This is a genomic window from Rhodocytophaga rosea (assembly GCF_010119975.1).
GTDB lineage: Bacteria > Bacteroidota > Bacteroidia > Cytophagales > 172606-1 > Rhodocytophaga > Rhodocytophaga rosea.
Genome location: NZ_CP048222.1, coordinates 1,888,363 through 1,902,086, shown reverse-complemented (window position 1 = coordinate 1,902,086; position 13,724 = coordinate 1,888,363). Strand labels below are relative to the sequence as shown.

Annotated in this window: 13 protein-coding genes; 9 read left to right on the top strand and 4 right to left on the bottom strand. The window is 41.4% G+C overall.

Going from position 1 to position 13,724, the window contains the following annotated elements; genetic code table 11:
• The first annotated feature begins 56 nt into the window (after positions 1 to 56).
• The 8 genes from GXP67_RS07945 to GXP67_RS07910 all read left to right on the top strand — a co-directional run bounded on the left by GXP67_RS07945 (position 57) and on the right by GXP67_RS07910 (position 6,877).
• Complete coding sequence (locus GXP67_RS07945) at positions 57 to 749, top strand: response regulator transcription factor (protein ID WP_162442644.1); 693 nt, start codon at positions 57 to 59, stop codon at positions 747 to 749.
• 14 nt (positions 750 to 763) lie between these two features.
• On the top strand, positions 764 to 1,807 hold the full coding sequence (locus GXP67_RS07940; RefSeq protein WP_162442643.1) for a sensor histidine kinase: 1,044 nt from the start codon (positions 764 to 766) through the stop codon (positions 1,805 to 1,807).
• A 178-nt stretch (positions 1,808 to 1,985) separates the two neighbouring features.
• Positions 1,986 to 2,702 (top strand): RluA family pseudouridine synthase, encoded by a 717-nt coding sequence (locus GXP67_RS07935; protein ID WP_162442642.1) that lies wholly within the window; start codon positions 1,986 to 1,988, stop codon positions 2,700 to 2,702.
• A gap of 47 nt (positions 2,703 to 2,749) precedes the next feature.
• Complete coding sequence (locus tag GXP67_RS07930) at positions 2,750 to 3,496, top strand: helical backbone metal receptor (RefSeq protein ID WP_162442641.1); 747 nt, start codon at positions 2,750 to 2,752, stop codon at positions 3,494 to 3,496.
• Positions 3,497 to 3,743: 247 nt separating this feature from the next.
• Complete coding sequence (locus tag GXP67_RS07925; protein ID WP_162442640.1) at positions 3,744 to 4,346, top strand: hypothetical protein; 603 nt, start codon at positions 3,744 to 3,746, stop codon at positions 4,344 to 4,346.
• A gap of 89 nt (positions 4,347 to 4,435) precedes the next feature.
• Positions 4,436 to 4,990 (top strand): dihydrofolate reductase family protein, encoded by a 555-nt coding sequence (locus GXP67_RS07920; RefSeq protein WP_162442639.1) that lies wholly within the window; start codon positions 4,436 to 4,438, stop codon positions 4,988 to 4,990.
• A gap of 84 nt (positions 4,991 to 5,074) precedes the next feature.
• Positions 5,075 to 5,473: an OsmC family protein gene (locus tag GXP67_RS07915; RefSeq protein WP_162442638.1), complete on the top strand. Its 399-nt coding sequence runs from the start codon at positions 5,075 to 5,077 to the stop codon at positions 5,471 to 5,473.
• Positions 5,474 to 5,590: 117 nt separating this feature from the next.
• Positions 5,591 to 6,877: an MFS transporter gene (locus GXP67_RS07910; RefSeq protein WP_162442637.1), complete on the top strand. Its 1,287-nt coding sequence runs from the start codon at positions 5,591 to 5,593 to the stop codon at positions 6,875 to 6,877.
• A 59-nt stretch (positions 6,878 to 6,936) separates the two neighbouring features.
• On the opposite strand, the gene GXP67_RS07905 is transcribed toward GXP67_RS07910, so the two are convergent.
• The 4 genes from GXP67_RS07905 to GXP67_RS07890 form a co-directional block, all read right to left on the bottom strand.
• Entirely contained in the window at positions 6,937 to 7,596 is a 660-nt protein-coding gene (locus GXP67_RS07905) for a YdcF family protein (protein ID WP_162442636.1), read from the bottom strand.
• A gap of 95 nt (positions 7,597 to 7,691) precedes the next feature.
• Positions 7,692 to 8,741, bottom strand: a complete 1,050-nt coding sequence (locus tag GXP67_RS07900; protein ID WP_162442635.1) for an oxidoreductase — start codon at positions 8,739 to 8,741, stop codon at positions 7,692 to 7,694.
• A 176-nt stretch (positions 8,742 to 8,917) separates the two neighbouring features.
• Complete coding sequence (locus GXP67_RS07895; RefSeq protein ID WP_162442634.1) at positions 8,918 to 10,384, bottom strand: N-6 DNA methylase; 1,467 nt, start codon at positions 10,382 to 10,384, stop codon at positions 8,918 to 8,920.
• A gap of 223 nt (positions 10,385 to 10,607) precedes the next feature.
• The gene (locus GXP67_RS07890; RefSeq protein WP_162442633.1) at positions 10,608 to 11,180 is read right to left on the bottom strand and encodes a restriction endonuclease subunit S; all 573 of its coding nucleotides are present in this window, start codon (positions 11,178 to 11,180) and stop codon (positions 10,608 to 10,610) included.
• A gap of 509 nt (positions 11,181 to 11,689) precedes the next feature.
• Between GXP67_RS07890 and nagB the strand changes: the two genes are divergently transcribed.
• Entirely contained in the window at positions 11,690 to 13,621 is a 1,932-nt protein-coding gene (nagB, locus tag GXP67_RS07885) for a glucosamine-6-phosphate deaminase (RefSeq protein WP_162447841.1), read from the top strand.
• Positions 13,622 to 13,724 lie beyond the last annotated feature (103 nt).

The window sequence follows — 13,724 nt, the reverse complement described above, 5'->3', positions numbered from 1 at the left end:
ATAAAAGTAAATTGCGGCTGATTATTTTTATAATCTTCTATCGCCAACCTAACCTTATGAGCACCCATCAACCACACAGAGTACTGGTAGTAGACGACGAACCGGATATCTTAGAATTATTGCAATACAATCTGGTAAAAGAAGGCTATGAGGTAAAAACAGCTCCCGATGGAAAAAAAGCCCTCGAAATTGCCAGAGATTTTCTGCCCAACCTGGTTCTGATGGACATTATGATGCCAGCCATTGACGGGGTAGAAACCGGCCGCCGTATGCGGGAAATGCCTGAATTAAGTAATAGCTTTATTATTTTCCTGACAGCCAGGGTAGAAGAATATTCAGAAGTAGCCGCTTTTGATATTGGGGCTGATGATTATATTACCAAGCCTATCAAACCCAGAGCACTCATGAGCCGGATAAGCGCTTTGTTCAGGCGTGAATCCAAAAAGACAAAGCAGGACGATAAAGTAAGTATCGGAGATCTGGTTATCGACCGGAAAAGCTATACGGTATTTAACAAAGGTGTGCCCATCACCTTGCCGAAAAAAGAGTTTGAACTGTTATTTTTTCTGGCACAAAACCCTAATAAAGTATTCAGCCGGGATGACCTCTTGCAAAGCATCTGGGGTTCAGATGTATATGTACTGGCCCGCACGGTAGATGTACACATCCGGAAAGTGCGCGAAAAAATAGGGGAAGGCTATATCAAAACGATAAAGGGCGTAGGGTATAAATTTGACCTGAATGATTAAAGAAGGTATCGCCGATGTTGTTTAGTCCGAAAGGAATTGCGTTTGTATTAGCAGGCTCTATCGCCCTTATTACTACTGCTTTCCTGTCGCTGGTAAAAGACACACCCGGCACTGCCCTGTTTGTGGCATTCAGTATTGCTTTTGCTGCTTCCTTCCTGCTATTCTATTTTTCACTGGAATTTCTGGTATTCCGGGAGATCAACAAAATTTTTATTCTGATCGATAAGGTAAAAAAGAAAGATTTTAAACTTCCCCGCAAACAGATCGTGATTGATACCAATCCGCTCCGCCGTTTAAATGAAGAGATATTTACTTATGCCACCAAAAAACAGCAGGAAATAGATGAATTAAAAAAGCTGGAAAACTTCCGGAAAGAATTTCTGGCCAATGTTTCGCACGAACTGAAAACCCCCATTTTTGCGGCGCAGGGCTTTATTCATACCTTAATTGATGGAGCCGTAGATGATAAAAATGTCCGGGATAAATTCCTCGATAAAGCGGCCCGTAGTCTGGATGGACTCGATGCCCTGGTGCAGGACCTGCTCACCCTGTCGCAGATGGAGACCGGTGATATTAAAATGCGCTACGAAAAATTTGACATCCGGCAACTGACGGCTGAAGTATTTGAACAGCTGGAAGAAAAAGCAGATGCCAAACGTATCCGGTTGCGGTTTAACAAAGGAAATCAAGGCACTGTGTGGGCATACGCAGATGTACAGCGAATCGGCCAGGTAATGACCAACCTGATTGATAATGCGATTAAATATGGCCGGGAAGACGGACGGGTACTGGTTTCCTTTGATTCTGAAAAAGACCATTTGCTCGTAGCTGTAAAAGACGATGGCCCTGGCATAGAACCAGAACATCTCAAGCGGATTTTTGAACGTTTTTACCGCATAGAAAAGAGCCGATCAAAAGACAAAGGCGGAACCGGATTGGGTCTGGCCATTGTCAAACATATTATCGAAGCCCACAGATCTAAGGTAAGTGTGACCAGCAAAATGGGCAAAGGCACTACCTTTATTTTTAAACTGGACAAAGGCGAAGGGAAAAATTAATTACGAATTACGAATTACGAATTACGAATTACGAATTACGAATTACGAATTACGAATTACGTTTCTTTAAGAGCCGGTTTGTATAACTAGTATTAACTATTCAACCATCTAACCAGTAAATAATTTAACCCTTCAGCCTGCCATCCGTAATTTGTAATTCGTAATTAGTAATTAAGATATGCCGCCTATACAATTTGAAGACCTGATTATTTTTGAAAACGACGATTATATCCTGATCAATAAGCCACCGCATATCTCTTCGCTGGACGAACGGTCTGGTGAAGCAAATAATATACTCCGCATGGCCAGATTGTATCACCCGGACATACAGATCGCTCACCGCTTGGATAAGGAAACGTCTGGTATTCTTGCCCTGGCCAAACATCCGGAAGCCTACCGGTCCCTGGCTATTCAGTTTGAAAAACGGCAGGTTAATAAGATATATCATGCCGTAGTGAGTGGCATTCATACCTTTGAAAATCAGCGGGTATTTTTATCCATCCTTCCGCTCACCAATGGCACCGTTAAAATCGACCGGCAGAAGGGGAAAGAAGCAGAAACTTATTTTACTACCCTGAAACTGTATCAGAAACACAGCCTGATCGAATGCAAGCCAGTAACCGGGCGTATGCATCAGATCCGCATTCATTTGAGTACCCTTAAAGCGCCTATTGTGTGCGATCCGCAATATGGCGGGGAGTACATTTATTTGTCAAGTATTAAAAAGAAGTTCAACCTTAAAAAAGATACGGAAGAACAGCCGCTGATCCAGAGAGTAGCTTTACATGCCCGTTCACTTAGTTTTACCTTGTTGAATGGAGAAGAACTAAGCTTTGAAGCCCCGTATCCTAAAGATTTTGATGTATTGATTAAACAGCTGGAGAAAAATCTGTAATCTGACTTTACCATTCTATTTTTGAAAAGGAACCGTAACTGCTATTTATGATTACCTCCTTTCCCCAACGAATTATTTCTCTTGTTCCTTCGCAAACAGAATTATTGTTCGACTTAGGTCTGGCTGAAAGAGTAGTAGGAATTACCAAATTTTGTATTCATCCGGCAGAGTTTTGCAGGCATATGCCCAAGATCGGAGGCACCAAACACTTTCATTTCGATACAATCGATGGCCTGCAACCAGACCTGATTCTGGCAAACAAAGAAGAAAATTATAAGGAAGGTATTGAGCAACTCCAGCAGAAATATCCTGTCTGGATGAGTGATATTTATACCCTGGAAGATGCGCTGCACATGATAAGTGAAGTGGGTAAATTAACCGGAACTCAATCGAAAGCTTTAGAAATTTCAGTGCAAATTCAAACCGCATTTGCCGGACTACAAGCCGTTTCCCGAAAAAAAGTAGCGTATCTGATCTGGCGGAACCCCTATATGGCTGCCGGTAGCCATACTTTTATTCATGATATGATGGTTCGTTGCGGTTTTGAAAACGTATTTGCCGATCATGTCCGTTACCCTGAAATTACACCAGAAATGCTTGCGGATGCCAATCCTGACTATATATATTTATCTTCTGAACCTTTCCCTTTTAGCGAAAAATATATAGCTGAATTCAAGGAAATTTGTCCGGAAAGCATTATTAAAATAGTAGATGGTGAAATGTTTTCCTGGTATGGCAGCCGCCTGCGCTTGTCTGTTCCGTATTTCCGGCAATTGCTCGAGTTATTAGCTTAAAGTCTCTATTCTTGTCCATTGAGAAGGAGTAGCCTCAAAAAATACCTAATTTCCGGTATTGTGCGATGTTTCTCTGATGGTTATCTTTTGAGGCATGACAAGCTATAATTAAATATCTATATAGAAAATACACTATTGAATAATAGCAAGTGCATGTATATATATTGGCACCAATGAAAACCAATAAAATAAGATGAATAGAGAAACAAAACACTTTAAGATTATTATCCTGTTCCCTTAAACAAATATGAAAATAAAATCTTTATTAGAGCTATTGTGCTTATTCTGCTTAGGAGCCTGCCAGCAAACAGAAGAGGTTAATCCCAATCAAAATGTACAAATATTATATGAGCAGTTCCATGGTAAATATAAAATTGTTCATTCTACAAGTAGCCTGGCACTTGATGTTAATTTAGATGGAAAAGCTTCAACAGATATGTTGGAGGAATTGCCCGATTTACCTAACACACTGATTGAAGTAAGAATTAATAGAAGAAATCAATATAATTCCCAGCCTTCTTTTTATTTTGTACATTACTGGCCCAAACAAGAACTAGATTTACACGGCTTTCAAGTTGAACCTACTAATTATGACCCCAATATTACTGCTCAATTTTCTACTAAGGTAGTATCGTGGGGTTTTGCCTTTGATCCAGCTCTTACTCACCTTATTTTAGAACCTCAATCCACTTCCTTAATCGACCCGGATATTTTTACCCCTCCGCAGAAGATTGTTATAGAAGGTAATGAGCGTATGGAGGTTACGCTTACCAAACGGTTGTATACCAGTTCTGGCTGGAAGATTGTAGAGATTGTGACGGTATATGAACGTTATACTATGATTACCTAGTCTGGATGAAGCATACAGGATAAAATAACAAGGAGAATCAATAAAAGAAGTAAGAACCGCATGGCAGTTAATAACTAAATACCAAACATTTGAGAAAGATCATTTTAGACTTAGCCGTAACCCTCGATGGTTTTATCGAAGGCCCGAATGGGGAGATAGATTGGTGTATTATGGACGATGAGATGGACTTTAGTAAATTTTTAGCAGCTATTGACACGATTCTGTATGGGCGGATCAGTTATGATCTGTGGGGACAATACCAGCCCGACGATTCAGCTTCACCGGCTATGCAGGATACATTCACGGCCATTCACACCAAACATAAAGTTGTTTTTTCTAAAACAGCAACGGTGAAGGATGAAAATGTAAGGGTTATCAGTACGGATATTGAAAAACAAGTTCAATCCCTCAAAAGCCAGCCAGGTAAAGATATCTGGTTATATGGCGGGGCAAATCTGATTACCACTTTCATTGATCTGAACCTGATCGATGAATACAGGCTTTCAGTGCATCCTATCGTATTAGGCAAAGGAAAACCGATTTTTGACAATATTGACAGGCGGATTAATCTTTCACTTACTCAAACCAGAGTATTCAAGTCGGGAGTAGTACAATTATGTTATCAGCCACAAAATAATGTCTGAGTAATGTTGTTTGGGGCGGAAATTGCATTTTAATGTATAGCGAAGCAGTACCCATTCATTCCAATCCGCGCAATCTTATTTTTTATGAAAATTACGGCAACCCTTGAAAATAGCTTACACCACAACAACGTAATCGTACGAACCAATAATACCACACAAGAGCTTACTATTCCTGGCAAAACATCAGGATTTGGATCTTCTGTGAATGGTGGAGAGTTTTTGTGTCTGGCGCTGGCAACCTGTTTTTGCAATGATCTCTACCGCGAAGCCAAAAAACGCAATATTACGATTACAAAAGTTTCAGTAGAAGCTTCGGCGGAATTTTCGACGGAAGGAGAAGCGGGCTATAACATTCAGTATAAGGCAAATGTAGAAGGCGATGCTTCCAAAGAACAAATAAGTGAATTGATCAGACATACAGATAAAGTGGCTGAAATTCAGAATACCCTTCGGGCAGGGGTAAAAGTAACCTTGCAAGCATAATATTTGCATCTTTTCACCGGTCTGTTTTGAAAAAGGTATATTAACTAATCTTAACACAGAAGTTGCTGGTAAATGTGTATTTTGGAGGTCAACGCCTTACCTCAGACTCATACATTCATGTCTTTACCAGAAATTGCTGTCAAACCCACCAAACTATCCTTCAGGTACTGGCAAAGTTCTACGGTGATAGGGCTTTTTATTGGCTATTGTGGCTATTACATTTGCCGCAGTAACCTGTCAGTGGCTGCGCCACTCATTATTGAGGAATATGATACTATTAACAAAGAAGTAATGGGACAAATAGCCTCATTTGGCGTCGTATTTTATGCCATCGGAAAAGTGATTAATGGGGTATTGGGTGATTTTATTGGCGGAAAAAAAGTGTTTATGCTGGGCATGATCGGCTCTATCCTGGCAACAATTGTATTTGGACTGGGAACTGGCGTAACTATCTTTTTTGTAGCATGGGCAGCTAACCGGATGATACAATCTATGGGCTGGGGCGGACTGGTGAAAGTGGCTGCCAACTGGGTCCCGTATCAATCGTATGGCAAAATTATGGCTTTTCTCAGCCTGAGTTTTTTATTTGGGGATATAATCGCCAAACTACTGCTCGGACAATTAATCAAACTTAATATAGGATGGCAGGAGCTATTTTTTGTGTCAGCAGGTATTCTGGCAGTTATTGCACTGATCGATTTTTTTATAGTAAAGAATGATCCGGAACATATGGGATTTGAACGGCAGCCGGTAAATCCGAAAAATCTGTTTAAGGATAATGAATCTTCTGAAAGTCCGCAAAACCTGAAAGCTTTACTTTTACCTTACTTCAAAAGCCTGCCCTTTTTATTAATGCTGTTGATGTCATTTGGCCTGACTGCCATCCGGGAGGCTTTTAATTTCTGGATACCCACCTATTTGTACGAAAGTGCGGGATTTTCACAGGGAGAAGCCTCTCAATTCAGTGCTATTTTCCCGGTATTTGGCGTAGCTTCTATTCTGGGCGCAGGGTATTTGTCAGATACCGTTTTGAAAGGAAAAAGAGGAATTTTGATTGCAGGTGCTTGTTTGCCCATTGCCGTAGTACTGGCGGTAATGGCACTCGGGTTAAAAGGACAAGTGATTCCTCTCGTACTTATCTCTTTAGCCGGATTACTGGTATTAGGCCCTTATTCTTTTCTGGCAGGAGCTATGTCGATGGATGTAGGTGGGCCTAAAGGAGCGGCTACCGCTGTGGGCCTGATCGATGCCGTAGGGTATGTAGGCGGAACACTGGCCGTCTGGCTGACCGGATTACTGGCACAACGTATTGGATGGACCAGTGCTTTTGTTACATTGGCTGTTATTGCTGCGCTTACCGGCATATCCGCTTTTGTATATTATCTCACGCAGGAGCGGAAGTGACGGAGTGAAGTTTCTTAGAATCCTAACTATATAACAATACAACCATATAACCATTTATTTTATTCCGGCATTAAATGCTCAGTAAATCCTTTTTCAGTTAAATAGTGATACGCTTCCCACACATTGGTGGGTATTTCCTGGTAAATCTGGAAGCCTTTCTGGGGATAGAGATGAATACGCTGCAAATCTCCGATCATAATATGGATCACATGTTCCAGAGATATCCCTTCATTAGGATAATTTTCGAAACTAATCTGGGGAGAAGTAACCATAATCTCTACCTCATTTCCGGGCCATTGCTTGCAGAAAGTAGCATAGGTTCGCCGTTCCATATAAGGTTTTTGTACCAGAATCAACCTGTTTACTTTAATATTATGTTTTTGTAACAACTTGTAGCTTAAGGCAATATTCTCCCCTGTATTAGTAGATCGGTTTTCAATCAGAATGTGCTGCTCTGGAACACCCATTTGCATCGCAATCCGGGCAAATGTATCTGCTTCTGGTAATGGCCATACACCTTCGGTAAGCCGCCCTAAACCCCCTGAAAATACAATATATGGCGCATATCCTTCCAAATATAGCTGAGCCGCCCGCTGGGCAACCCTGGTATCATGACTTCCCAGAGCCATAATACAGTCGGCTTTATCCAGCTGGTGGTTCATGTGATGATACTCCCAGATGATTCGGGCAGCTTTTATAATATCCTCGTCAAGATTCATGGCTTGAAGTACACTTTTTGAAAATGAGTAATGGAGCGGATAAGTGAGTTTTGAAAGTTTGATGATCACTTAGTCGCTCACTTTCTCTAATTCATTTATTTAATGGGTACAGTTTTTCCCAGGCGGTTACTTTCGATGGCCGCTTCAATAATCTGGATTACCTGCATGGCTTGTTCTGGCTGTACTGCCAGTGATGCTCCTGCTGTAATCGCCTGGAAAATGTTTTCGTAAAAAGCCAGATAAGAGCCAGGCTGTGTTTCTACAGTTCCTGTCACATGTAAACTGCCTACTTGCGTATTGATTTTTCCCCAGAATGCGGAGTCTTCTACTCCCCAGCCTTTTTCATTGGGAAATCTGCCAATTTTTAAAGCATCTTCCTGAGGGTCCAGTCCATATTTGTGAAAAGTGCCATCGGTTCCGAGCAAAGTATATCTTGGTCCGGGTTCGCGTACCAGATAGCCAGACTTCACAATCACCCGAATATCTTTATAATTCAGCCTGAGATCGTAGCTGTCGTCTATTTTGCCGCCGGGACGTTGAATGCGGATGTCTGCTGTAACAGATTGTGGCAAACCAAAAAGTACGAGTGCCTGATCTATCATATGAGAACCCAGGTTATATAATATTCCTGAACCTGGACCGCTTTCCTCTTTCCAGGTATCAGCTTCTACATAATTCCGGAACCGGTCGTAATGGGCTTCAAACTCAACCAAAGTACCCAGGATACCGCTCTTTACCACCTCTTGTACCGTTAAAAAATCGCCATCCCAGCGCCGGTTCTGAAATACACTCAACACCAGATTTTTCTGCCTGGCTAACTCAATCAGGATTTGCCCCTCTTGAGAGTTTACCGTAAATGGCTTTTCTACAATAACATGTTTTCCAGCTTCCAGGGCTTGTTTTGCCTGCTCAAAATGCAGACTGTTGGGTGTGTTTACCACAATCAGGTCAATTTCAGGGTCTGCCAGTAATTCGTTGTAGGTGCGGACACTTTGTATGGCAGGGTATTTTATTCCGGCACGTTGCGTTTTCCGCTCTACTATTTTTGATAAGGTAAAACCAGGATGAGAAGACAGCAGAGGTGCATGGAATACTTCACCAGACATACCATACGAGGCAAGGCCCACATGCAGGGGTGTTTTCAAGGTAATTTTAGGTTTAGGTTAGGTGGAATCTGTAAAAAAAGCAAAATCAGAAATATTATCTGATTCTGCAAACAGACAGGGTGAAAGATGGAAGGTGCATTATGAAAAACGGATGCTAATGACTGGGTAGGTAAGCCTATTCACTCATTAGCATCCGTTTAAAATCTGTATGAAAATTATTTCACTGTAAATGAGTTAATTTCCTTATCCAGTTCTTTGCGTATATTTTCCAGCTGGGAGGTAAGCTGGTCGATGTTCTTTTTAAGTGGCTCCAGGTCAGTGGCAGACGATTTAGTAGTTTGTTTTACATAGCGCTTGGCCGTGAGATTATAATCGTTGGCCTTATCGGTAACCTCTTGTATGCTGGCCCGGTGGGCATAATTGCGGCTCGATTTAAAGGCATGATAGGCTTGTATTACCTGTTTGCTGTGTTCGGTGCGCAATTTATTCCGGCGGCGATCGGGCTCATAGTTTTGCGAAGCATCAATAAATAAGATATCTGAATGTTTCTTTTTCTTATTCAGAATCAGGACTGAAACATTCACCTTACTGCTATAGAAAATATTTGGTGGTAAATCAATTACAGCTTCTATCATATTACGGCTAATTAATTGTTTACGCAAGGCATAGGCATTGCCCAGTTTAAACAGCACACCGTGAGGAACGATAATAGCTGCTTTTCCATCATCCTGAAGCGAGTCCAGGATATGAGAAAGGAAACTGGTTTCCTCTGTGGTATCTTCAGAAAGATGGATTTCTTTGCTTTTCCGGTAGGCAACAGCAGGTTCTTCCAGCACCATAAAAGGCGATTTTGTATGTCCGGTACTCTCAAATAACTGTTCAGGATCAGCTGGTAAGAGCGCTTCTATGTCGAATGGCGGATGAGTTATAACCCGGTCAAAAAGGATTGGCTTTTTGCCGGACATAAATTTAGAATCCTGTAAACTGTTGCCGGTTTCTATTTCTGCTTTTAATAAGCCGTTAAACAGCATATTATACTTACAGAGCTGGGCATACTGCGGATTCACTTCTTGCCCATAGAGTTTATAATCGGGAATATTGCCAGCTTTGGCCGCTTGTATCAGTAAGGTGCCTAATCCTGCTGCCGGATCATATACCCGAATATTCTCATTTACTTCGGCCAGTTCTGCCATCAGTCTGGAAATGCTGCGGGGGGTATACAAAAAACCACTTTTGTGAAAATGTTCCTCAGCAAATTTTTCGATCAGGTATTCCACGGCAGCACCTGTTTCTTCAGCAGAAGCGCCCAGAGAAAGATCACCAATCTCTTCAATAAGAGCTGTAAGCCTGGTGTCTGTCTCTTTTTTTCTGGTACCTACCAGCTCCCGGAAAGAAATATTATCAAAAAGAACAGCCATCGTAGCGGCATATTTTTTAGATAATTGCTGAATGGTTTTATCCAGCAAGGGTGCCTTGGAGGGCACAGGCATTTGCGAAAAGACAGCTTTCAGGTTTTCAGTTTGGGAGGCTTCGGGCTTAAAAGGATAGAGTTTATCCTTAGAGTCGTAAATATATTTTAGTGCCAATACCGCCAAAAAATGAAAGAATAGGGTTGTATCTTTTTCTTTTTCTTTAAACTTCCTATAACTCTGGTTGAGCACCAAAATCAGATCGTTATACATAGCATTTTGTTAGTAAATGTTTTTCCAAATTCATTGAGTCAGCAACCAGTTATCGTTATGAAAAAATACTACTATTTAATTTTGGTAATAAAAATTAGTATGAGCCATTAAAACCCCTTGCAATACTATAAAGAGTTTTAAATCTTTTATGAATCACCTGTTCAAAAGTAAATAAAAAAAAGCCGGATAGTATGTTTTAAGTATGAGCGGTAGTTAAATATGGCTATCTGTACACGTTTTGAATAATAAGCTGGCGTACATACTTTTCTTTCTCCTCTTCCAGTTGTAAAACCGTCATTCTTTCCTGTTTTCTTAACTCGATCATTTTTACTATCTTTTCCTGGGTAGCTACAGGCGGCAAAGGAATTTCCAGGTTCTTGAGTACGCTCATGGGTAATGAAAACATGCTGGTACCCGACGCATAAGATTTGAAATAACTTCTGGCTTCCGGCTGATTCAAAAACCATTGCAGATAGGCAGGTATTACGACCTGGCCTGATTTAATCCGGATGGAAAAAAAAGCAGAAGAAATAACATAACTGTTTTCCGATTCACTGATCAGACAAGCGGCCGTGTATTTTCCTTTGGCCAGTAAAATGATCTGACCTGCTTGTAAGAGGTGCTTAGGTTTTATTAAATCTCTGCTAATACGGACCAGACGTTGCGAAAGATTGCCGTCAATATCCACATCCTTCATTTGAATAACTTCTACTTCCCCCTGAAGATTATCCAGCAGCCGGTTCCTAAAAGTAATTCCCGTTTTGATATCTGCGATTTCGTGTAATTTTACAAGCATAAGTTTTGCATCAAAATACCAAAAAAAATTAAATGTAACCCATAAATCTTACATTTAATTTACAAAAATATTCACTACCTGCGTTGAATTTACTTAATAAGATAGAAAAATTATATTTCTTCTGCTTTTTTACATATTAGACCAATGTTTCATTGAAATTGTACATAAAAAAGTTTAGCCAGATATAGATTATACGTCCATTTCTGAGAAAGGATTGCATTAAAATTTATAGATTTGCGGTCGGCTTATGTGGCATAGCCTCTTTGGAAGGTACATGATATATTTCAGTTTAACTAACGGTTTATTTTTACGGTATCCAGAATCAGTATCTTACTTAATATGGTTATATTTTCCAGAAAAGATTATTTCTTTTCTGAATAAAATGCTAAACTTATATATATTTTCTATATTAAGCGCCAGTACAATATTTACTATCATTCCAGAATTATAGCCTGATTTTACACTTATAAAAAACCCAACCTATGTTGTACCAAGAATTAAACAGTGTGATGGAGCAAACAAATAATATCGACACTGAGCTGGAACAAACGAAGAAGTTTGAAAAAATTCCGACACATATCTATGAAACTTCCCAGACCGCTTCCAAAGCAGTAGCGCAGGAGATAGCCGGACTCATCCGCGAACGGGCAAAAGAGGGAAGAATGGCAGTGCTGGGGCTGGCTACCGGTTCTACACCCACCCGCATGTATGAGGAACTCGTGCGCATGCATAAAGAAGAAGGCCTTAGTTTTGCCAATGTGATCACTTTTAACCTGGATGAGTATTTCCCCATTCAACCCGATTCCCTGCAAAGTTATGTTCGCTTCATGCATGAGTATCTATTAGACCATATCGACATCAAGCCTGAAAATATTCATATTCCGGATGGCACGCTGAAGCGGGAAGACGTAAGCAAGTTTTGCTCGGATTATGAAATGAAGATCAAATCAGTGGGGGGCATTGATATTCAGATCCTGGGTATCGGACGTACCGGCCACATTGGTTTTAACGAACCTGGTTCTTCTAACCGTTCCACTACCCGTTTGATCACACTTGATCACATTACCAGAATTGACGCTGCCAGTGACTTTTTTGCAGAAGAAAATGTACCCCGCCGGGCTATCACCATGGGGGTTGGGACAATCTTACAGTCCAAGAAAATATTTCTGATGGCTTGGGGCGAAGGAAAATCCAATGTAGTGAAACGTACAGTGGAAGGGGATATCAGTGAATCAGTACCGGCGACCTACCTGCAAAATCACCCGAATGTAGAAGTGATTCTTGACCAGGCGGCTGCGGCGCAACTCACCCGTGTAAAAACTCCCTGGCTGGTAGGCTTCTGTAACTGGACGCCAGACCTGACTCGTAAAGCGGTAGTATGGCTTTGCCAGAAAGTAGACAAACCTATTTTGAAACTTACTGATGAAGATTATAATGAGCATGGCATGAGTGATCTGATTACCGATCATGGCCCGTCCTATAACATCAATATCCGGATATTTAACCAGTTGCAGCATACCATTACCGGATGGCCCGGTGGTAAGCCTGGTGCTGATGATACCCACCGCCCTGAAAGAGCCAAGCCTTTCCCCAAACGTGCCATTGTATTCAGCCCGCACCCGGATGATGATGTGATTTCGATGGGAGGTACCTTGCTCCGCCTGGTAGACCAGGGACATGAGGTGCATGTAGCCTACCAGACCTCCGGAAATATTGCGGTATTTGATGATGAAGCGATCCGTTTTGCTGAGTTTGTAAGCGATTATACAGAAGCATTTGGAATGGGTGAGCAAGAAGCAGATCAGCGGTATAACGAAGTGGTAGATTTCCTGAACTCTAAGCAGCCTGGCCAGGTAGATTCCAAAGAAGTACAGTCCATTAAAGGGTTAATTCGCAGGGGTGAAGCGAAATCAGCTTGCCGGTATTGTGGCGTTCCGGTAGAACGGGCGCATTTTCTGGACATGCCTTTTTATGAAACCGGCCGTGTACGTAAAAAACCTCTCGGAGAAGAAGATATCCAGCTAATTGTTGATTTGCTGGTGAAGATCAAACCTCATCAAATCTATGCCGCAGGCGATCTTTCTGACCCACATGGCACACACCGTGTATGTCTGGCGGCAATTTTCGAAGCGGTTGAGCGCTTAAAGAACGAAGCCTGGATGAAAGATTGTTACGTATGGCTATACCGTGGCGCCTGGCAGGAATGGGACATCGATCAAATTGAAATGGCCGTACCTATCAGTCCCGATGAACTGGTACGTAAGAAGAGAGCTATTTTCAAACACCAGTCGCAGAAAGACCGGCCTTTATTTCCTGGTTCTGATTCCAGGGAATTCTGGCAACGTGCCGAAGACCGCAATCATACGACTGCCAAAGTATACGACAAACTCGGTCTGGCTGAATACGAAGCTATTGAAGCCTTTGTCCGGTGGAAGTTTTAAACTTTCTAAAGCTAAGTATAAAAAGAAAGCGGGAGAATCTGGTTCTCCCGCTTTCTTTTTATTCCTTATACTAAATCTGAATTAGTTATTTGTATGCGTTTAA